This window comes from Inhella crocodyli (assembly GCF_004004565.1).
Classification (GTDB): domain Bacteria; phylum Pseudomonadota; class Gammaproteobacteria; order Burkholderiales; family Burkholderiaceae_C; genus Inhella; species Inhella crocodyli.
In genome coordinates, this window is record NZ_SACM01000005.1 from 41,766 (window position 1) to 58,209 (window position 16,444).

At 68.6% G+C, this 16,444-nt stretch carries 17 protein-coding genes; 14 read left to right on the forward strand and 3 right to left on the reverse strand.

From position 1 onward, the window contains the following. Positions 1–16: 16 nt before the first annotated feature. Positions 17–2,872 carry a 2-oxoglutarate dehydrogenase E1 component gene (locus EOD73_RS15170; protein ID WP_127683890.1) on the reverse strand — a complete coding sequence of 952 codons (2,856 nt, stop codon included), beginning with the start codon at positions 2,870–2,872 and terminating at the stop codon, positions 17–19. 235 nt (positions 2,873–3,107) lie between these two features. On the opposite strand from EOD73_RS15170, the gene EOD73_RS15175 reads away from it, so the two are divergent. The 10 genes from EOD73_RS15175 (at position 3,108) to EOD73_RS15215 (ending at position 11,600) form a co-directional block, all read left to right on the forward strand. Beyond that, the gene (locus EOD73_RS15175) at positions 3,108–3,950 is read left to right on the forward strand and encodes a 2OG-Fe(II) oxygenase family protein (protein ID WP_127683891.1); all 843 of its coding nucleotides are present in this window, start codon (positions 3,108–3,110) and stop codon (positions 3,948–3,950) included. Positions 3,951–4,021: 71 nt separating this feature from the next. Then, on the forward strand, positions 4,022–4,267 hold the full coding sequence (locus tag EOD73_RS15180; protein ID WP_310733062.1) for a hypothetical protein: 246 nt from the start codon (positions 4,022–4,024) through the stop codon (positions 4,265–4,267). Between the two features lie 54 nt (positions 4,268–4,321). Further along, complete coding sequence (locus EOD73_RS15185; protein ID WP_127683892.1) at positions 4,322–5,899, forward strand: ABC transporter substrate-binding protein; 1,578 nt, start codon at positions 4,322–4,324, stop codon at positions 5,897–5,899. A 76-nt stretch (positions 5,900–5,975) separates the two neighbouring features. Beyond that, positions 5,976–6,209 carry a DUF2805 domain-containing protein gene (locus EOD73_RS15190; protein ID WP_127683893.1) on the forward strand — a complete coding sequence of 78 codons (234 nt, stop codon included), beginning with the start codon at positions 5,976–5,978 and terminating at the stop codon, positions 6,207–6,209. A 1-nt stretch (position 6,210) separates the two neighbouring features. Further along, positions 6,211–7,089 carry a substrate-binding periplasmic protein gene (locus EOD73_RS15195; protein ID WP_127683894.1) on the forward strand — a complete coding sequence of 293 codons (879 nt, stop codon included), beginning with the start codon at positions 6,211–6,213 and terminating at the stop codon, positions 7,087–7,089. A gap of 96 nt (positions 7,090–7,185) precedes the next feature. Continuing rightward, positions 7,186–7,836: a DUF47 domain-containing protein gene (locus EOD73_RS15200; protein WP_127683895.1), complete on the forward strand. Its 651-nt coding sequence runs from the start codon at positions 7,186–7,188 to the stop codon at positions 7,834–7,836. A 14-nt stretch (positions 7,837–7,850) separates the two neighbouring features. Continuing rightward, positions 7,851–8,861, forward strand: a complete 1,011-nt coding sequence (locus EOD73_RS15205; protein WP_127683896.1) for an inorganic phosphate transporter — start codon at positions 7,851–7,853, stop codon at positions 8,859–8,861. Positions 8,862–8,941: 80 nt separating this feature from the next. Further along, entirely contained in the window at positions 8,942–9,085 is a 144-nt protein-coding gene (locus EOD73_RS17585; RefSeq protein WP_164846099.1) for a hypothetical protein, read from the forward strand. A 32-nt stretch (positions 9,086–9,117) separates the two neighbouring features. Further along, positions 9,118–10,380, forward strand: coding sequence for an AGE family epimerase/isomerase (locus EOD73_RS15210; protein WP_127683897.1), 1,263 nt, complete (start codon positions 9,118–9,120; stop codon positions 10,378–10,380). Between the two features lie 98 nt (positions 10,381–10,478). Further along, positions 10,479–11,600 (forward strand): NAD-dependent epimerase/dehydratase family protein, encoded by a 1,122-nt coding sequence (locus tag EOD73_RS15215; protein WP_127683898.1) that lies wholly within the window; start codon positions 10,479–10,481, stop codon positions 11,598–11,600. 69 nt (positions 11,601–11,669) lie between these two features. On the opposite strand, the gene EOD73_RS15220 is transcribed toward EOD73_RS15215, so the two are convergent. Together EOD73_RS15220 and EOD73_RS15225 are read right to left on the reverse strand one after the other, a co-directional pair. Beyond that, complete coding sequence (locus EOD73_RS15220; protein WP_127683899.1) at positions 11,670–12,122, reverse strand: fasciclin domain-containing protein; 453 nt, start codon at positions 12,120–12,122, stop codon at positions 11,670–11,672. 68 nt (positions 12,123–12,190) lie between these two features. Then, positions 12,191–13,534, reverse strand: coding sequence for a fasciclin domain-containing protein (locus EOD73_RS15225; protein WP_127683900.1), 1,344 nt, complete (start codon positions 13,532–13,534; stop codon positions 12,191–12,193). Positions 13,535–13,689: 155 nt separating this feature from the next. Between EOD73_RS15225 and EOD73_RS15230 the strand changes: the two genes are divergently transcribed. From EOD73_RS15230 to EOD73_RS15245, 4 genes are read left to right on the forward strand one after another with little or no spacing between them, the layout of a single operon-like run. Further along, positions 13,690–14,295: a TetR/AcrR family transcriptional regulator gene (locus EOD73_RS15230; RefSeq protein WP_127683901.1), complete on the forward strand. Its 606-nt coding sequence runs from the start codon at positions 13,690–13,692 to the stop codon at positions 14,293–14,295. A 14-nt stretch (positions 14,296–14,309) separates the two neighbouring features. Next, on the forward strand, positions 14,310–14,984 hold the full coding sequence (locus tag EOD73_RS15235) for a DsbA family oxidoreductase (protein ID WP_127683902.1): 675 nt from the start codon (positions 14,310–14,312) through the stop codon (positions 14,982–14,984). 45 nt (positions 14,985–15,029) lie between these two features. Next, positions 15,030–15,671 carry a YitT family protein gene (locus EOD73_RS15240; RefSeq protein ID WP_127683903.1) on the forward strand — a complete coding sequence of 214 codons (642 nt, stop codon included), beginning with the start codon at positions 15,030–15,032 and terminating at the stop codon, positions 15,669–15,671. A 27-nt stretch (positions 15,672–15,698) separates the two neighbouring features. After that, positions 15,699–16,409 carry a DUF599 domain-containing protein gene (locus EOD73_RS15245; protein ID WP_127683904.1) on the forward strand — a complete coding sequence of 237 codons (711 nt, stop codon included), beginning with the start codon at positions 15,699–15,701 and terminating at the stop codon, positions 16,407–16,409. Positions 16,410–16,444 lie beyond the last annotated feature (35 nt).

Sequence of the window (16,444 nt, forward strand, 5' to 3'; positions counted from 1 at the left end):
TGTTCGTTCCTTTTTCTTACTTGGTCAGCACGAAGCCCTTGAGCTTGGCGAAGGCCTGGTCCAGCAGGGCTTTTTGCTGTTCCTGGTGCAGGTGGGCGTAGCCGCAAGCGGGCGAAGCGCTGGCCGGGCGGCCGGCGTAGCCGAGCTTCTGGCCCTCGGCCATGTTTTCGTGGATCTGGTGCTGCACGAAGAACCACGAGCCTTGGTTCTGCGGCTCGTCCTGGCACCACACGATGTCGGTGGCGTTGGGGTACTTCTTCAGCTCGGCGGCGAAGGCCTTGTGCGGGAAGGGGTAGAGCTGCTCCACGCGCACGATGGCGACGTCGGTGCTCTTCTTCTCCTCGCGCTTGCGGATCAGGTCGTAGGCGACCTTGCCCGAGCAGACGATGACGCGCTTGACCTTGTCGGCGTTGATCGAGGCATCGACCTCGCCGATCACGGTCTTGAACTCGCCCTTGGTGAAGTCGGTCAGCGGGCTGGTGGCGTCCTTCGCGCGCAGCAGGCTCTTGGGCGTCATGATGACCAAGGGCTTGCGGAACATGCGCAGCATCTGGCGGCGCAGCACGTGGAAGATCTGCGCGGCCGTGGTGGGCTGCACGATCTGCATGTTGTTGTCCGCGGCCAACTGCATGAAGCGCTCCAGGCGGGCCGAGCTGTGCTCGGGGCCCTGGCCTTCGTAGCCGTGCGGCAGCATCATCACCAGGCCGTTGGCCCGGCCCCACTTCACCTCGCCGGAGGCGATGAACTGGTCGATGACCACCTGCGCGCCGTTGACGAAGTCGCCGAACTGCGCTTCCCAGATGGTCAGCGTGTTGGGCTCGGCGGCGGCGTAGCCGTATTCAAAGCCCAGCACCGCTTCTTCACTCAGGATGGAGTCGATGACGGTGAACGGCGCTTGGCCATCGGCCACGTGCTGCAGCGGGATGTAGGTGCCGTCGTCCCAGGTCGTGCGGTTCTGGTCATGGATGACGGCGTGGCGGTGCGTGAAGGTGCCGCGGCCGGCGTCTTCGCCCGACAGGCGCACTGGGTAGCCGCTGGCCACCAGGCTGGCAAAGGCCATGTGCTCGCCCATGCCCCAGTCGACGTTGATCTCCCCCCGGCCCATGGCCGCGCGGTCGGCGTAGACCTTCTGCACCAGGTTGTGGGCGGCGAAGTCCTTGGGCAGGGTCGTCAGGCGCTCCGACAGGCGCTTCCACTCGGCCACGGGGATGGCGGTGTCGCAGTTGTCGGTCCACTTCTTGCCCAAGAAGGGCGACCAATCGGTGGCGTACTTGCTCTTGAAGTTGGTGAGCACCGGGTCGACGGTGTGACGGCCTTCGTCCATGGCGGCGCGGTAGGCCTTGACCATGTTGTCGGGCTCGTCGGCCGCGACCGTGCCCTGGGCCACCAGCTTGTCGGCGTACAGCTTGCGGGTGCCCGGGTGGGCGCCGATCTTTTTGTACATCAGCGGCTGGGTGAGCGACGGGGTGTCTTGCTCGTTGTGGCCCAGCTTGCGGAAGCAGACAATGTCCAGCACCGTGTCCTTCTTGAACTCGGCGCGGTAGTCCATGCACAGCTGCATGGCCCACACCACGGCTTCGGGGTCGTCGCCGTTCACGTGCAGCACCGGGGCCTCGACCATCTTCACCACGTCGGTGCAGTAGTGCGTGCTGCGCAGGTCGCGCGGGTCGCTGGTCGTGAAACCGATCTGGTTGTTGATGACGATGTGCACCGTGCCGCCCGTGCCGTAGCCGCGGGTTTGGCTGAAGGCCAGGGTTTCTTGCACCACGCCTTGGCCGCCAAAGGCGGCGTCGCCGTGCACCAGCACCGGCAGCACCTGCACACCGACCTTGTCGCCGCGACGGTCTTGGCGGGCGCGCACGCTGCCTTCGACCACCGGGTTGACGATTTCCAGGTGCGAGGGGTTGAAGGCCAGGCTCAGGTGAACCGGGCCGCCGGGGGTGGAGACGTCGGAGCTGAAGCCCTGGTGGTACTTCACGTCGCCCGCGGGCAGGTCTTCCGCCGCCTTGTGCTCGAACTCGGCGAACAGGTCGGCGGGCATCTTGCCCAGGGTGTTGACCAGCACGTTCAAGCGGCCGCGGTGGGCCATGCCGATGACGATTTCTTGCACGCCGCGTTCGCCGGCGCGCTGGATCAGCTCGTCCATGGCGGCGATGAAGCTGTCACCGCCCTCCAGGCTGAAGCGCTTTTGGCCCACGTACTTGGTGTGCAGGTAGCGCTCGAGGCCCTCGGCGGCCGTCAGGCGCTCGAGGATGTGCTTCTTCTCGTCGGCGGTGAAGCTGGGCTTGCCGCGCGCCTTCTCCAGGCGCTCTTGCCACCAGCGCTTTTCGGCCGGGTCGGTGCAGTGCATGAACTCGGCGCCGATGCTGCCGCAGTAGGTCTCGCGCAGCGCCTGCACGATCTGGCGCAGGGTCATGGTCTCGCCGCCGAAGTAGCTGTTCACGGCCGAGAAGCTGATGTCCATGTCGGACTCGCTCAGGTCGTAGAACGCGGGGTCGAGTTCGGGGATCTTGGGGCGCTCGCCGCGCTTGAGCGGGTCGAGCTCGGCCCAGCGGTTGCCCAGGAAGCGGTAGGCCGCGATCAGCGACTGCACGTGCACCTGCTTGCGGGCGACGGCGAGGTCGGCGCTGGAGGCCTTTTGCGTCAGTTGGCCGGCTTTGGCGCGTTGCGCGAAGCTCTCGACGACCGGGGCATGCGCCACGTCGCGGGCGTCGCTGCCGTCGGTGGCGGGGACGTGCTGAAGCGCGTCGAAGTAGGCGCGCCAGTTGTCCGGCACCGAGCCGGGGTTGTCGAGGTAGGCCTCGTACAGCTCTTCGACATAGGGCGCATTGCCCCCAAAGAGGTACGAGTTCAACCTGTATTGCTGCATCATTTCGCTGACCTCACGCTTCGGCTTCCAAAGCAGTTGGCTGGTTACAGAACCTTCCGCGACACGGCCAGACCGGTTAGCGGATTGCGACCCGTAAGTGGGGACGGGAAGGGCTTTACAAATCAAACGCACGCCAGAAATCCGGCATGGGGCGCCGACTGTACCCGGGTTTTTTGCGGCGGAAACCGTTTGAAACCTTGGTCGTAGACTGGCCGCCGAAAACCCCGGAAAGCTTCACATGGACGTTCAAGTCGTTGATTACCGCGCCCCCGACGCGGCCGAAAAGTTCACCCGCAGCCTGCACGAAACCGGCTTTGGGGTGCTGAAGAACCACCCCATCCCGCAGGACCTGGTCGAGCGCATTTACGCCACGTGGTTGGACTTTTTCAACAGCGAGGCCAAGCACGACTTCACGTTCAGCAAAGAGACCCAAGACGGCTACTTCAGCACCGCCATCAGCGAAACCGCCAAGGGCGCCACGCAGAAGGACATCAAGGAGTACTTCCACGTCTACCCGTGGGGCCGCATCCCCGACAGCCTCAAGGCCGACGCGTTGGCGTACTACGAGCAGGCCAACGCCCTGGCGGCCGAGTTGCTGGGCTGGGTCGAGCGCTACACGCCGCCCGAAATCGCCAAGCACTACCGCGAGCCGCTGAGCCACATGATCAAAGACAGCCGCGGCACCCTGCTGCGCGTGCTGCGCTACCCGCCCCTGACCGGCAACGAGCCCGAAGGCGCGCTGCGCGCCGCGGCGCACGGCGACATCAACCTGCTGACCATCCTGCCCGCCGCCAACGAGCCCGGCCTGCAGATCCAGGGCACCGACCACCAGTGGCGCGACGTGCCCTGCGACTTCGGCACCCTGGCCATCAACATCGGCGACATGCTGGAAGAGGCCAGCCAGGGCTACTACCCCAGCACCCTGCACCGCGTGCTCAACCCCACGGGCGAAGGCGCCAAACGCAGCCGCGTGAGCCTGCCGCTGTTCCTGCACCCGCGCAACGACGTCGTGCTGAGCGACCGGCACACCGCGGGCAGTTACCTCGACGAGCGCCTGCGCGAGCTGGGCGTCAAGGGCTGAAGCGGGTCGTCCACATCCAAGCCGAGGCGCCGGCCAAGCCGGCGCTGGGCGCGCCGTGCAACGGGTGCGGCGTGTGTTGCCTGTGGGCGCCCTGCCCCATCGGCATGGTGGCCAGCCGCCGGCGCCAAGGCGCTTGCGCCGCGCTGGAGTGGGACCCCGACCAGGCCTGCTACCGCTGCGGCGTGCTGCGCACCCCCACCCGCCACCTGCTGGGCTGGCCGATGCCGCGCCTGGACCGCTGGCTGCGGCCTTGGGTGCGCCGGCACATCGCCGCCGGCCTGGGGTGCGACGCCGCCCTGGAAGCCGAATTGCCGTGAGGGAAAAGCCGGCTCGCTAGCATCCTGGCCTCCCACCTTCCGGAGTGCCCGTTGATGAAGCCCGCCTTCCGCGCCCTGGCGCTGGCCGCCACCCTGGCCGCCATGGCCCCCTTGGCCCACGCCCAAACCCTGCGCTGGGCCGCGCAGAACGACATCCTGACGCTGGACCCGCACAGCCAGAACCACAGCACCACCAGCGCCCTGCTGCAGCACGCCTACGAAGGCCTGACCCGCTACAACCGCACGTACCAAATCGAAGGCGCGCTGGCCACCGACTGGAAGGCCATCAGCCCGACGCAGATCCGCTTCAACCTGCGCAAGGGCGTGAAGTTCCACGACGGTAGCCCCTTCACCGCCGACGACGTGGTGTTCAGCTTCAGCCGCATCAACAGCCCGCACAGCACGCTCAAGCCCTTTGTGGCGGGCATCACCGAGATCAAGAAGGTCGACAGCCACACCGTCGACTTCATCCTCAGCGCGCCCAACCCCATCCTCACGCGGACCATCATCGACTTCCGCATCATGAGCAAGGCCTGGGCCGACAAGAACAAAGCCAGCGCCCCGCCCAACGTCAGCGCCAAGGAAGAAACCTTCGCCACGCGCAACGCCATGGGCACCGGGCCCTACAAGATCACCGGCTGGCAGCCCGAGCAGCGCATCACCATGGTGCAGAACCCCGACTGGTGGGACGCCAAGAACGCCAGCAACGTCAAGCAGGTGGTCTACACGCCCATCAAGAGCGACCAAACCCGCGTGGCGGGCCTGCTCAGCGGCGAGGTCGACCTGGTCACCGACCTGCCCACGCAGGACGTGGCCCGGCTCAAGACCGACGCCAAGCTGAAGGTGCTCGAGGGCAACGAGGTCCGCACCATCTTCATCGCCATGGACCAGGGCTCGGACGAACTGCGCAACAGCAGCGTCAAGGGCGCCAATCCTTTCAAAGACAAGCGCGTGCGCGAGGCCGTGAGCCTGGCCATCGACCGCGCCGCCATCCAGCGCGCCATCATGCGCGGCCTGTCGCAGCCCGCCGGGCTGATGGTGCCCCCGGGCGCCAACGGCTACACGGCCAGCCTGGACACCGTGATCAAGGCCGACGGCGAGCGCGCCAAGAAGCTGCTGGCCGAGGCCGGCTACCCGAATGGCATCGAGCTGCCCTTCAACTGCCCCAACAACCGCTACGTCAACGACGAGGAAATCTGCCAAGCCCTGGTCAGCATGTGGGCGCGCGTGGGCATCAAGGCCAAGCTGCAGACCGAAAGCTTCGCCACCTACAGCCCGCGGGTGCAGAAGTTCGACTACCAGTTCTTCCTCTACGGCTGGGGCGTGCCCACCTACGACGCGCTGTACGTGCTGCAGGCCCTGGTGCGCACGCGCGGCGCCGGCGCCGACGGCAATGGCAACTACTGGAAGATCAGCGACGCCCGCTTGGATGCACTGATCGACGACATCAAGACCGAAGTCGACGCGACCAAGCGCAACGCCTTGATCCAAAGCGCCCTCAGCCGGGTGCGCGACGAGCACCTGTTCGCGCCCATCCACTACCAGGTCCGCCCCTGGGCCATGAAGCGCAACATCGAGACGACCCACCGCTCGGACGACAAGCCCGAGGTGCGCTTCACGCAAATGAAGTGAGTCCCGCCGGGCGCCCGAGGCAATTCCTCACGAAGGCTTCGGGCCGGCGGCAGCGCCCAGCCCCGACAATCGCGGCATGGCCCAACCGATTCCCCGCCTCAGCCCCGACACCGTCCAGCGGGTCGTGGCCGCCGCCTGGGACGAACTCCCCCCTTACGACCGCATCCGCCTCGAGTACGGCGTCGGCCCGGGGGCCCTGGTCCAGCTGATGAAGCGCGAGCTGTCCCCCGCCGCCTTCAAGCTCTGGACCGCGCGCGACAAGAAGGCCAAGCGGCCCACCGTTCGCTCGACCTTCCCCTACGGCCGCTGAGATGCCCAAGGCCTGGCGGCGAGGCGCGCGCGCTTGGGCGCTGCTGGTGGGTCTGATCGCCAGCCCCCTGGTCTGGGGCGCCGAACTCGCCGGCCAACCGATCCGGGTGTGCGACGACGCCAACGAATGGCCGCCCTACGCCTACTTCGCGCGCGTTCAAGGCCAGCCCAGCGCCCACGTCACCGGCTTCACCGTGGAGTTGCTGCGGCGCATCGCCGCCCGCCAGGGCTGGCGGCTGCAAATCGACATGCTGCCGTGGAAGCGTTGCCTCGAAGCCGTGCGCTCGGGCGAGGCACTGCTGCTGCTCAATGCCATCCGCACGCCCGAGCGGGAGCGGGACTACTGGCTGTCCACCCCGATCTACGAAACCCGGCTGCTGTACCTGTGGAGCAAGCGCCAACGGCCCGAGGGCCTGACGCTGCGCACGCAGGCCGAGTTGGCGCCCTTGCGCATCGGCGGGGTCCAGGGCTACAGCTACTCGCAGTTGGACCTGATTCCCGAAAGCCGGCTCGTCCGGGCCCCGAACTACCGCTCCTTGCTGCAGATGCTGCACCTCGGCCGCGTCGACGTGGCCCTGGTGAACGAGGGCGTCATGCTGGGCCATGCCGCCCTGGGCAACGCCGCTTTCAGCGGCGACACCGAGTTGGGCATCGGTGCACTGGAGGACCGGGCGCCCAGCCGCTTCTACATGATGGCCACCCGGGCCCGCCCCGAGGGCCAGGCGCTGATGGGCGCCATCAACCAAGAGCTGGAGGCCATGGCCCGCCAGGGCGAGCTGGCCAAGCTGCGGGAGGGCTTCCTGCAGCCCCTGACCCCGGCGGCCACCCCGCCCGCCACCCCGGGCAAGCGCCCGGGCGCTCGGGGCACCGGCTCGCACTGACGACAACCCCACGGCGGGCAAGGAATTCCGGCAGACAATGCCGGCCTTGCGCGATGTCACCGAAGTGTCATCCCCCACACAGCCAGGAGCCCCCGCATGTTGTTCGGAAAGCTGTTGCCCCGCGAGGGCAATTTTTTTGACCTGTTCAACCAACACGCCGACCACACGGTCGAAGCCGCCAAGGCCTTCGCCGCCCTGGTCGCCAACTACAGCAACCCCGAGCTGCGGGCCAAGTACAACGAGGCCGTGGACAAGGCCGAGCACGCCGCCGACCGCGTGACGCACGAGGTCAACCGCGTGCTGCACACCACCTTCATCACGCCGATCGACCGCGAGCAGATCCACGCGCTGATCAACACCATGGACGACGTGGCCGACCTGCTGCAGGACTCGGCCGAGACCATGGCGCTGTACGACGTGCAGACGATGACCGAGGAAATCACGCGCCTGACCGACCTCAGCCTGAAGTGCTGCGAGCGCGTGCGCGACGCCGTGCGCCTGCTGCCCAAACTGGCCGACCCGGCCACCACCGAGGCCGCGCTCAAGACCTGCGAAGAGATCGACCAGCTCGAAGGCGACGCCGACCGCGTGATGCGCATGGCCATGAGCAAGCTGTTCCGCACCCCCGACATGGACGTGCGCGAGCTCATCAAGCTCAAGGCCATCTACGAGCTGCTGGAAAAGATCACCGACGTTTGCGAAGACGTCGCCAACATCATCGAGGGCATCATCCTCGAGAACAGCTGATCGCAGGTCCGGCTATGGAAACGACACAAACCGCCTTGGCGGTGGTGGTCCTGCTGGTGGCGCTGGCGCTGGCCTTCGACTTCATGAACGGGTTTCATGACGCGGCCAACTCCATCGCCACCGTGGTCTCGACCGGGGTGCTCAAGCCCGGGCAGGCCGTGGTCTTCGCCGCCTTCTTCAACTTCATCGCCATCTTCGTCTTCCACCTCAGCGTCGCCGCCACGGTGGGCAAAGGCTTCGTCGAGCCCGGGGTGGTCGACACCCACGTGGTCTTCGGCGCGCTGGTGGGCGCCATCACCTGGAACGTCATCACCTGGTACTACGGCATCCCCAGCAGCTCGTCGCACGCACTGATGGGTGGCATCGTGGGCGCCGTGATGGCCAAGGCCGGCGTGAGCGCGCTCATCGCCAAGGGCATCCTGAAGACCATGGCCTTCATCTTCATCTCGCCGCTGCTGGGCTTCTTGCTCGGCTCCTTGATGATGGTGGCCGTGGCCTGGATCTGCCGCCGGCAGCGCCCGCACAAGGTGGACAAGTGGTTCCGCCGCCTGCAGCTCGTCTCGGCCGGCGCCTACAGCCTGGGCCACGGTGGCAACGACGCGCAAAAGACCATCGGCATCATCTGGATGCTGCTGCTGGCCACGGGCTATGCCTCGGCGCAAGACGCCTCGCCCCCCACCTGGACCATCGTGGCCTGCTACGTGGCCATCGCCACCGGCACCATGTTCGGCGGCTGGCGCATCGTCAAGACCATGGGGCAGCGCATCACCAAGCTCAAGCCCGTGGGCGGTTTCTGCGCCGAAACCGGCGGGGCCATGACCCTGTTCCTGGCCACCATGCTGGGCATCCCGGTGTCCACCACGCACACCATCACCGGCGCCATCGTGGGCGTGGGCTCCACGCGCAACCCCAGCGCCGTGCGCTGGGGCGTGGCCGGCAACATCGTGTGGGCCTGGATCTTGACCATCCCCGCCTCGGCCTTCGTGGCCGGCTGCGCCTACTGGCTGAGCCTGCAGCTGTTCTGACGCGCTGACGGAGCGCCAGCGCGCAGGAGATCGTCTACCCTGCGCGCTTTTCCACCGGCCTGCGGGCCAGGAGCGTCACCATGGCCAAAGGTCAACAGCGCAGCAACAAAGAGTCCAAGAAGCCCAAGAAAGACGCCGGCACCAACAAGCCGATCTTGGGCGGCGCCCCCGTCGCCCCGCCCGCGCCGCAGGTGATGGAGCGCGGCAAGAAGAAGAGCGCCTGAGCGCCCTGGCGCTCCGCCCGCGCACGCGCCGCATGACGCCCCCCGGCCCGCCCCGCCGCCACGCCCTGCGCCTGGGGGCCCTGCTGCCCCTGCTGCCACTGATGGCCTTGGTCGGCTGCGAGCCGGCCCACAGCGGCCAGCGACTGGATGGCCCTTGGCACCGGCAGGCGCTGGTGCAGGGGCACCTGTCGCACTGGCTGCGCGTGGCCCTTCTGCCCAACGGCGCCTGCCGCAGCGGCTTCACCCGCGATTGGCGCCTGCGCCCCAACGCTCGCCCCGCCGTCGAGCTCACGCACCAGGCCCGCCTGGTGGCGGCGCTGGTGGCCGGTCACGACGCCGGGCTCGACCCGCGCTGCCTGCCAGCCGCCGAATCCGCCGGTCGCTTCTTGTTGAAGCACTTCAGCGACCCCGTCCACGGCGGCTTTTTCCACCAGGTGGACCTGGAGGGCAAGCCGGAGGCCGACGCCAAGCGCGGCTACGGCCACGCCTTCGCGCTGCTGGCCCTGAGCGAGCTCGCCCGCGTCAGCCCCGACCCCGGCTGGGCCAGCGCCGCGTTTCAAACCTGGCAAACCATCTCGCAGCAGTTGCTCGACCGCTTCGGCGCCTTGGTCAGCAACGCCGACCGACGCTTCGCGCACGGGCAGGACGAATCGCGTACGCAAAACCCCAGCATGCACTTGTTCGAGGCCTTGCTGGCCATGGCGCAAGCGCCGCAACCCGCCATGGCGCAAGCCGGGCTGGCGGGCGCACGCCAGCTGGCCCCGTGGGTGCTGGGCAGCCTGGTGCAAGGCCTGCCCGACGGCAGCGCCCACCTGCCCGAGTGGTACGACCGGCAGTGGAAACCCCACACCGACGCCAAGGGCTTCACCGACCTGGGCCACCAGTTCGAATGGGTGCACCTGCTGATCGACGCCAACCGCCTGGGCGTGTCGCCCACCCTGGGCGCCGTGGCCGACCGGGTGCTGCAGTTCGCCCTGGCCAAGGGCTACGACGACATCGACGGCGGCTGCTTCAACCGCCTGCTGCCCGACGGCAGCATCGACCGCGCCAAAGGCTGGTGGCAGCAGGCCGAGTGCCTGCACGGCCTGATGGTGGCGGCCGACGCCACGCAGCGCCCCGAGTTGTGGCGCCGCGTGGAACAAACCCAAGCCTGGGTGCAGCGCACCTTGGTGGACGCCGAGCACGGCGGCTGGCGCCCCGGCGCCGACTGCCTGAGCCGCACCTGCGAAGACCTGCAGCCCGACCCGTACCACATGGCCCAGATGCACCGGGCCGCCTGGCGCCTGGCCGGTTGAGCCGGCGGCCCCGAACCGAGCCGGGTTCTCCCGGCGTGACGAATCGCAGGCGGCCGCCCCCTGCGTAGGCTGGGGCTCCTTTGATTCGAGGAGCCACGATGCCCCACCTCCCCCGCCGCCACGTGCTGGCCGCCGGCTTCGGCGCGGCCGCCCTGCCCGCTTGGGCGCAAGGGGCCTCGAGCGCCCCACCCCGCCCCATGCACCTGCTCATCCTCGGCGGCACCGGCTTCGTCGGCCCGCACCAAGTGCGCTACGCGCTGTCGCGCGGCCACAAGGTCACGCTGTTCAACCGCGGGCGCCGCCCCAAAGAGTGGCCGGCCGAGGTGGAAGAACTCACCGGCGACCGCGACACCAACGACTACGCCTCGCTGAAAGGCCGGCGCTTCGACGTCTGCATCGACAACCCCAGCGCCGTGCCGCACTGGGTCCGCGACGCCGCCGCCGTGCTCAAGAGCAACGTCGCCCACCACCTGTTCATCAGCACGGTCTCGGTCTACGCCGACAACGCCCAAGTCGGCGCTGACGAGAGCGCCGAACGCGAGCGCTACACCGGCCCCGACCGCTTCGCCGAGACCATGGCCAGCCTGCGCAAGAACATGGCCCTCTACGGCCCGCTCAAGGCCGCGTGCGAGGACGAGGTGATCGCCCAGTACGGCGCGGCGCACAGCGCCATCGTGCGTCCGGGCCTCATCGTGGGCCCCGGCGACGAAACCGACCGCTTCACCTACTGGCCGCTGCGCGTGCAGCGCGGCGGGCCCACGCTCGTGCCGCCGCGCACCGACCCCGTGCGCCTGATCGACGCCCGCGACCTGGCCGAATGGACGATCCGCCTGGCCGAGGCCCGCGCCACCGGCGCCTACAACGCCCTGGGCCCCACCGGCAACCTCACGATGGGCGAAATGCTCGACACCTTGCGCAGCGCCTTGGGCTCGAAGGCGGAATGGGTCGAAGCCAGCGCCGAGTGGCTCGAGAAGGAAAAAGTCTCCGCCTGGGGCGACCTGCCCGTGTGGATCCCGGGCCAGGGCGAAACGGCGGGCTTTCACCGCCGCAGCAACGCCCGCGCCGTGGCCGCCGGGCTCACGTTCCGGCCCCTGGCCGACACCGGCCGCGACACCGTGGCCTGGTGGCAGGGCTTGGACGAGAAGCGTCGCACGGCACCCCTGCGCGCTGGCCTGGCCCCGGCCCGCGAGGCCGAACTGCTGCAACGCCTGCGCGGCTGAACCCCACGCCCACCCAATGCAAAAGCCCCGCGGCACCGCCGCGGGGCTTTTGCATTCAGGGCGCCGGAATTACTTCGGCAGCACCACGCTGTCGATCACGTGGATCACGCCGTTGTCGGCCGCGATGTCGGCTTGCACGACCTTGGCGCCGTCCACCGTCACGCCGCCCGTGGTGCCCAGGGTCAGCTCGCCGCCCTGCACGGTCTTCACCTTGCCGGCCTTCACGTCCTTGGCCATCACCTTTCCCGGCACCACGTGGTAGGTCAGCACGGCGGTCAGCTTGGCCTTGTCGGCCAGCAGCGCGTCCAGCTGCGCCTTGGGGATCTTGGCAAAGGCGGCGTCGGTGGGCGCGAACACCGTGAACGGGCCCTTGCCCTTCAGGGTGTCGACCAAGCCGGCGGCTTGCAGGGCCGTCGCCAGGGTCTTGAACTGGCCGGCGGCCACGGCGGTGTCGACGATGTCCTTGGCTTGCACGGCCAGGGCCGACAGGGACAGGGCGGCCAGGGCGATGAACTTTTTCATGGGTACCACTCCTCAGGGGTCAAGAAATGGGGCGACGCGGTCGCCCCGGGGAAATGCGCTCGTGAAGCTCAGAGCGCGGGAAGGATCACGCGGTCGATCGTGTGCACCACGCCGTTGAGGCCCAAGGCGTCGGTGGCGGTGATGCCGGCGCGTCGACCGTTGGCGTCGGTGATGCGCAGGTCAGCGCCCACGGTGAAGGTGCCACCCTGCACGGTGGTGACGGGCACGCCCAGGGGCACGCCGCTGCGGTACACGCGGCCAGGCAGCACGTGGTAGGTCAGCACCTTCGTCAGCAGCGGCTTGTTCGCCAGCAACTGCGCCTTGGTCAGACCCAGCTCGGTCAGCAGGTTGGCAAAGGCGGTGTTGGTGGGGGCGAACACCGTGAACGGGCCCGGGCCGCTCAGCGTGCCGGCCAGGTCGGCGGCCACCACGGCCTCCACCAGGATGCTGAAGTCCGGACTGCTCTGCGCGATCTCCACCACGGTCGGGATCTTGGGCAGGATCACCTTGTCCACCACGTGGATCACGCCATTGCTGGCCAGCACGTCGGTGCCGGTGATCTTGGCCTTGCGGCCGTTGCGGTCGGTGATCTCCAGCGCGCTGTTGATGGTGAAGCTTTCGCCTTGCACGGTGGCGATGGCCGGGCCCACGGGCACCTCGGCCTTCAGCACGCGGCCGGGCAGCACGTGGTAGGTCAGCACCTTGGTCAGCAGCGGCTTGTTGGCCAGCAGCTCGGCCTTGGTCAGGCCCAGTTCGGTCAGCAGGTTGGCAAAGGCGGCGTTGGTGGGGGCGAACACCGTGAACGGCCCGTTGCCCGACAGGGTCGGCGCCAGGTCGGCGGCCACCACAGCCTCCACCAGGATGCTGAAGTCGCTCAGCGACTGCGCCGTTTGCACGACCGTGCGGTTGGCCGGCAGCAGCACCTTGTCGACCTTGTGCACCAGGCCGTTGTCGGCGGGCACGTCGGCGGCGGTGATGCGGCTGGTGCGGTTGCGACCGTCGGTGATCACCAGGTCGCTGCCCACCTGGTCGATCTTGAAGATGCCCCCGCCCAGCGGCGTGATGGGCTTGCCCAGCGGCACGTCGGCCTTGGCCACGCGGCTGCCCAGCACGTGGTACTGCAGCACGGCGGTCAGCAGGGGCTTGTCGGCCAGCAGTTGGGCCTTGCTCACGCCCAGTTCGGCCAGCAGAGCGGTGAAGGCGGCGTCGCTCGGGGCGAACACCGTGATCGCGCCATCGGCGCGCAGGGCCGACTCCAGGCCCGCGGCGGTCACGGCCTCGGCCAGCACCTGCGAGCTGGGGTCGGCCTTGATCACGTCGAAGACGGTGGTTTTCTCGTCACCGCCGCCACAGGCGGCAAGGGTGAGGCCGGCCAACAAGGCGGCGCTCCAGCGGCGTAGCCAATTCGTCATGGGTGCTCTCCGGGTTAGCGGTCTGCCGGCCCAGCGCCGCAAACCAATGAGTCGCAGCGTATACCGCCCAGTAACTTTAGTGAACTGTGTGGTTTTTATCGATACCGATCAGTTGCACAAAGAAACGGGCAGTCGCGACTTCCTACAATGCCGGGATGAACAAGCCTTCTTTCCGCGAACAGGTGCTGCAGGCGCGCGAAGACGCCATCGTGGACGCCGTCAACCGATTGCTGGCCGACAAGGGCTTCGACGCCATGACGGTCGACGCCGTGGCCGCCGAAGTCGGCATCGCCAAGGCCAGCCTCTACAAGCACTTCGAGTCGAAAGAAGCCCTGGCCGCCGCGGCCATGGTGCGCGTGCTGGAACGCGCCCAGGCCTTCTGCGACACCGAGGCCGCCGCCCTGCCCCAGCCGCTGGACCGCCTCAAGGCCGTGGCTCGCTGGACCATGCACGTGCAGTGGGCCGGCGAAATGCCCTCGCTGCCCGCGCAGAACAGCACCCTGCGCAGCGCCCTGGTGGCCAACCGCGACTACATGGACCGCCTCATGGCCCTGAGCGAGCGCCTGGGCGAGTGGATCGAGGCCGCGCAGGCCGACGGCGCCCTCAGCCCCGAGGTGCCCGCCGAGGTGGTGCTCTACACCCTGTTCTCCCGCGCATGCGACCCCGTGCTCGGCGTGCTCAAGGCCGGCGGCAGCTACACCGAGGAACAGGCCATCAGCTGCCTGCTGCGCACCTGCTTCGACGGCCTGGCCGCGCGCTGAACGAAAGCCCCTGCATGAGCACCCCCCGCATCGAACTGCAAATCGACTTCGTCAGCGACATCGCCTGCCCCTGGTGCGCCGTGGGCCTGCACGCGCTGCAAACCGCGCTGAACCGCGTGGCGCCCGGCATCACCGCGCACATCGAGTGCCAGCCTTTCGAGCTGAACCCCGCCATGCCGCCCGAGGGGCAAGACGTGGTGGAGCACCTCACGGCCAAGTACGGCATCGGCCCCGAGCAGATCGAACAAAACCGCGCCGTGCTGCACGCGCGCGGTGCCGAGGTGGGCTTCCAGTTCGGCACCCGCTCGCGCATCTGGAACACCTTCGACGCCCACCGCCTGCTGCACTGGGCCGGCTTGCCCGGCCAACCGGATGGGGCACAGTGGCAACTCAAGCAAGCGCTGCTGAAGGCCTACCACGGCGACGGCGCCAACCCAGGCGACGCCGCGCTGCTGACCGCCCTGGCCGCCCAGGTGGGCTTGGACGCCCAAGAGGCCGCCGCGGTGCTGGCCAGCGGCCGCTTTGCCGACGAGGTGCGCGAGACCGAGGCCATGTGGCAAGAAGCCGGCATCCGCGCGGTGCCCGCCGTGGTCATCAACCGCAAGCACCTCATCAGCGGCGGCCAGCCGGCCGAGGCCTTCGAGCAGGCCCTGCGCCAAATCGCGGCCGCCACGCCCGGCCCCGCTTGACCTGAAACAAGGCCGCATCGTCGCCGCACGGCGACGATGCGGGCCATGCCGGCCGCCCCCACCCCAAGTCCTGCGCCCCCCGCGCCCCCCGCGCTGCAACGCCACCGCCTGTACGAAGACGTGCAGGCCCTGCTCACCAGCGTGCTGCTGGTGGCCCTGGGGCTGAGCCTGTTCCAGCACGCGGGGCTGATGACCGGCGGCATCGTGGGCCTGGCCTTCTTGGCGCACTACGCCACCGGCTGGCCCTTCGGCGCGCTGTTCTTCGCGCTCAACCTGCCCTTTTACGCGCTGGCCTGGCGCCGCATGGGCCCGCGCTTCACGCTCAAAACCGTGGCCGCCGTTTCGCTGCTCTCGCTGGCCAGCGCGCAGCTGCCGCAGTGGCTGGCCTGGGCCCGCGTGGCGCCTGGCTTTGCGGCCGTGGCCGGCGGCCTGCTGGTGGGCGTGGGCTTCGTCATCCTGTTCCGCCACCGGGCCAGCCTGGGCGGGCTGAACGTGCTGGTGCTGTGGTGCCAAGACCGCTTCGGCTGGCGCGCCGGCTGGGTGCAGCTGGGGCTGGACGCCACCATCCTGCTGGGCGCCTGGCCCTGGCTGGACGGCCCGCGCCTGGCCCTGTCCATCGTGGCCGCCGTGGCCATGAACCTGGCCCTGGCCGTGAACCACCGCCCTGGGCGCTACCTGGCCTTCTGACGCGGGCCGCGACTTACATTGCGGCGCATGCCGCCCTTCTCTTCCGCCTTCGCCTTCTTGCCCTGGGCCGACTGGCTCGCGCTCGCCTTGTTCTTTGCCGCCTGGTGGGGCTACGCCCACTGGTCGCGCTGGCGCGCGGGCAAGAAGCTCTCCATCTTGGCAACCACCAACCGCTGGCGGCGCGAGTGGATGCTGCAAACCACCCGGCGCGACAACCGGATCGTCGACGCCGCCGTCACGCAGTCGCTGTCGGCCAGCCCGGCCTTCTTTGCCAGCACCAGCATCCTGATCATTGGCGGTTTGCTCGCCGCCTTGGCCTCCAGCGAGAAGGCCACCGAGCTGGTGCGCGAGATCCCCTTCGCCGCCCGCACCAGCATGCTGGTGTTCGACCTCAAGCTGGCCGTGCTCACGGCCATCTTCGTGTTCGCCTTCTTCCGCTTCACCTGGAGCATCCGGCAATACAGCTTCGGCGCCATCCTGGTGGGCGCCGCGCCCGACGCCGACCAATTCCCCGACGAAGCCGCCCGCCACGCCTTTGCCGACCGCGCCGGCCGCCTCATGGGCATGGCCGCCGAAACCTTCAACGATGGCCTGCGCGCCTACTACCTCTCCTTCGCCGTCGTCGCCTGGTTCTTCACCCCCTGGGCCTTCATCGGCGCCACCGCCTTCGTGGTGTGGGTGCTGTACCGGCGGGAGTTCCACAGCGATGTGTTGGCGACGTTGAGGGAGGGGTTGTGAAGGAAAACGCCCCCATGCCGCGGGTCACTGCGTGC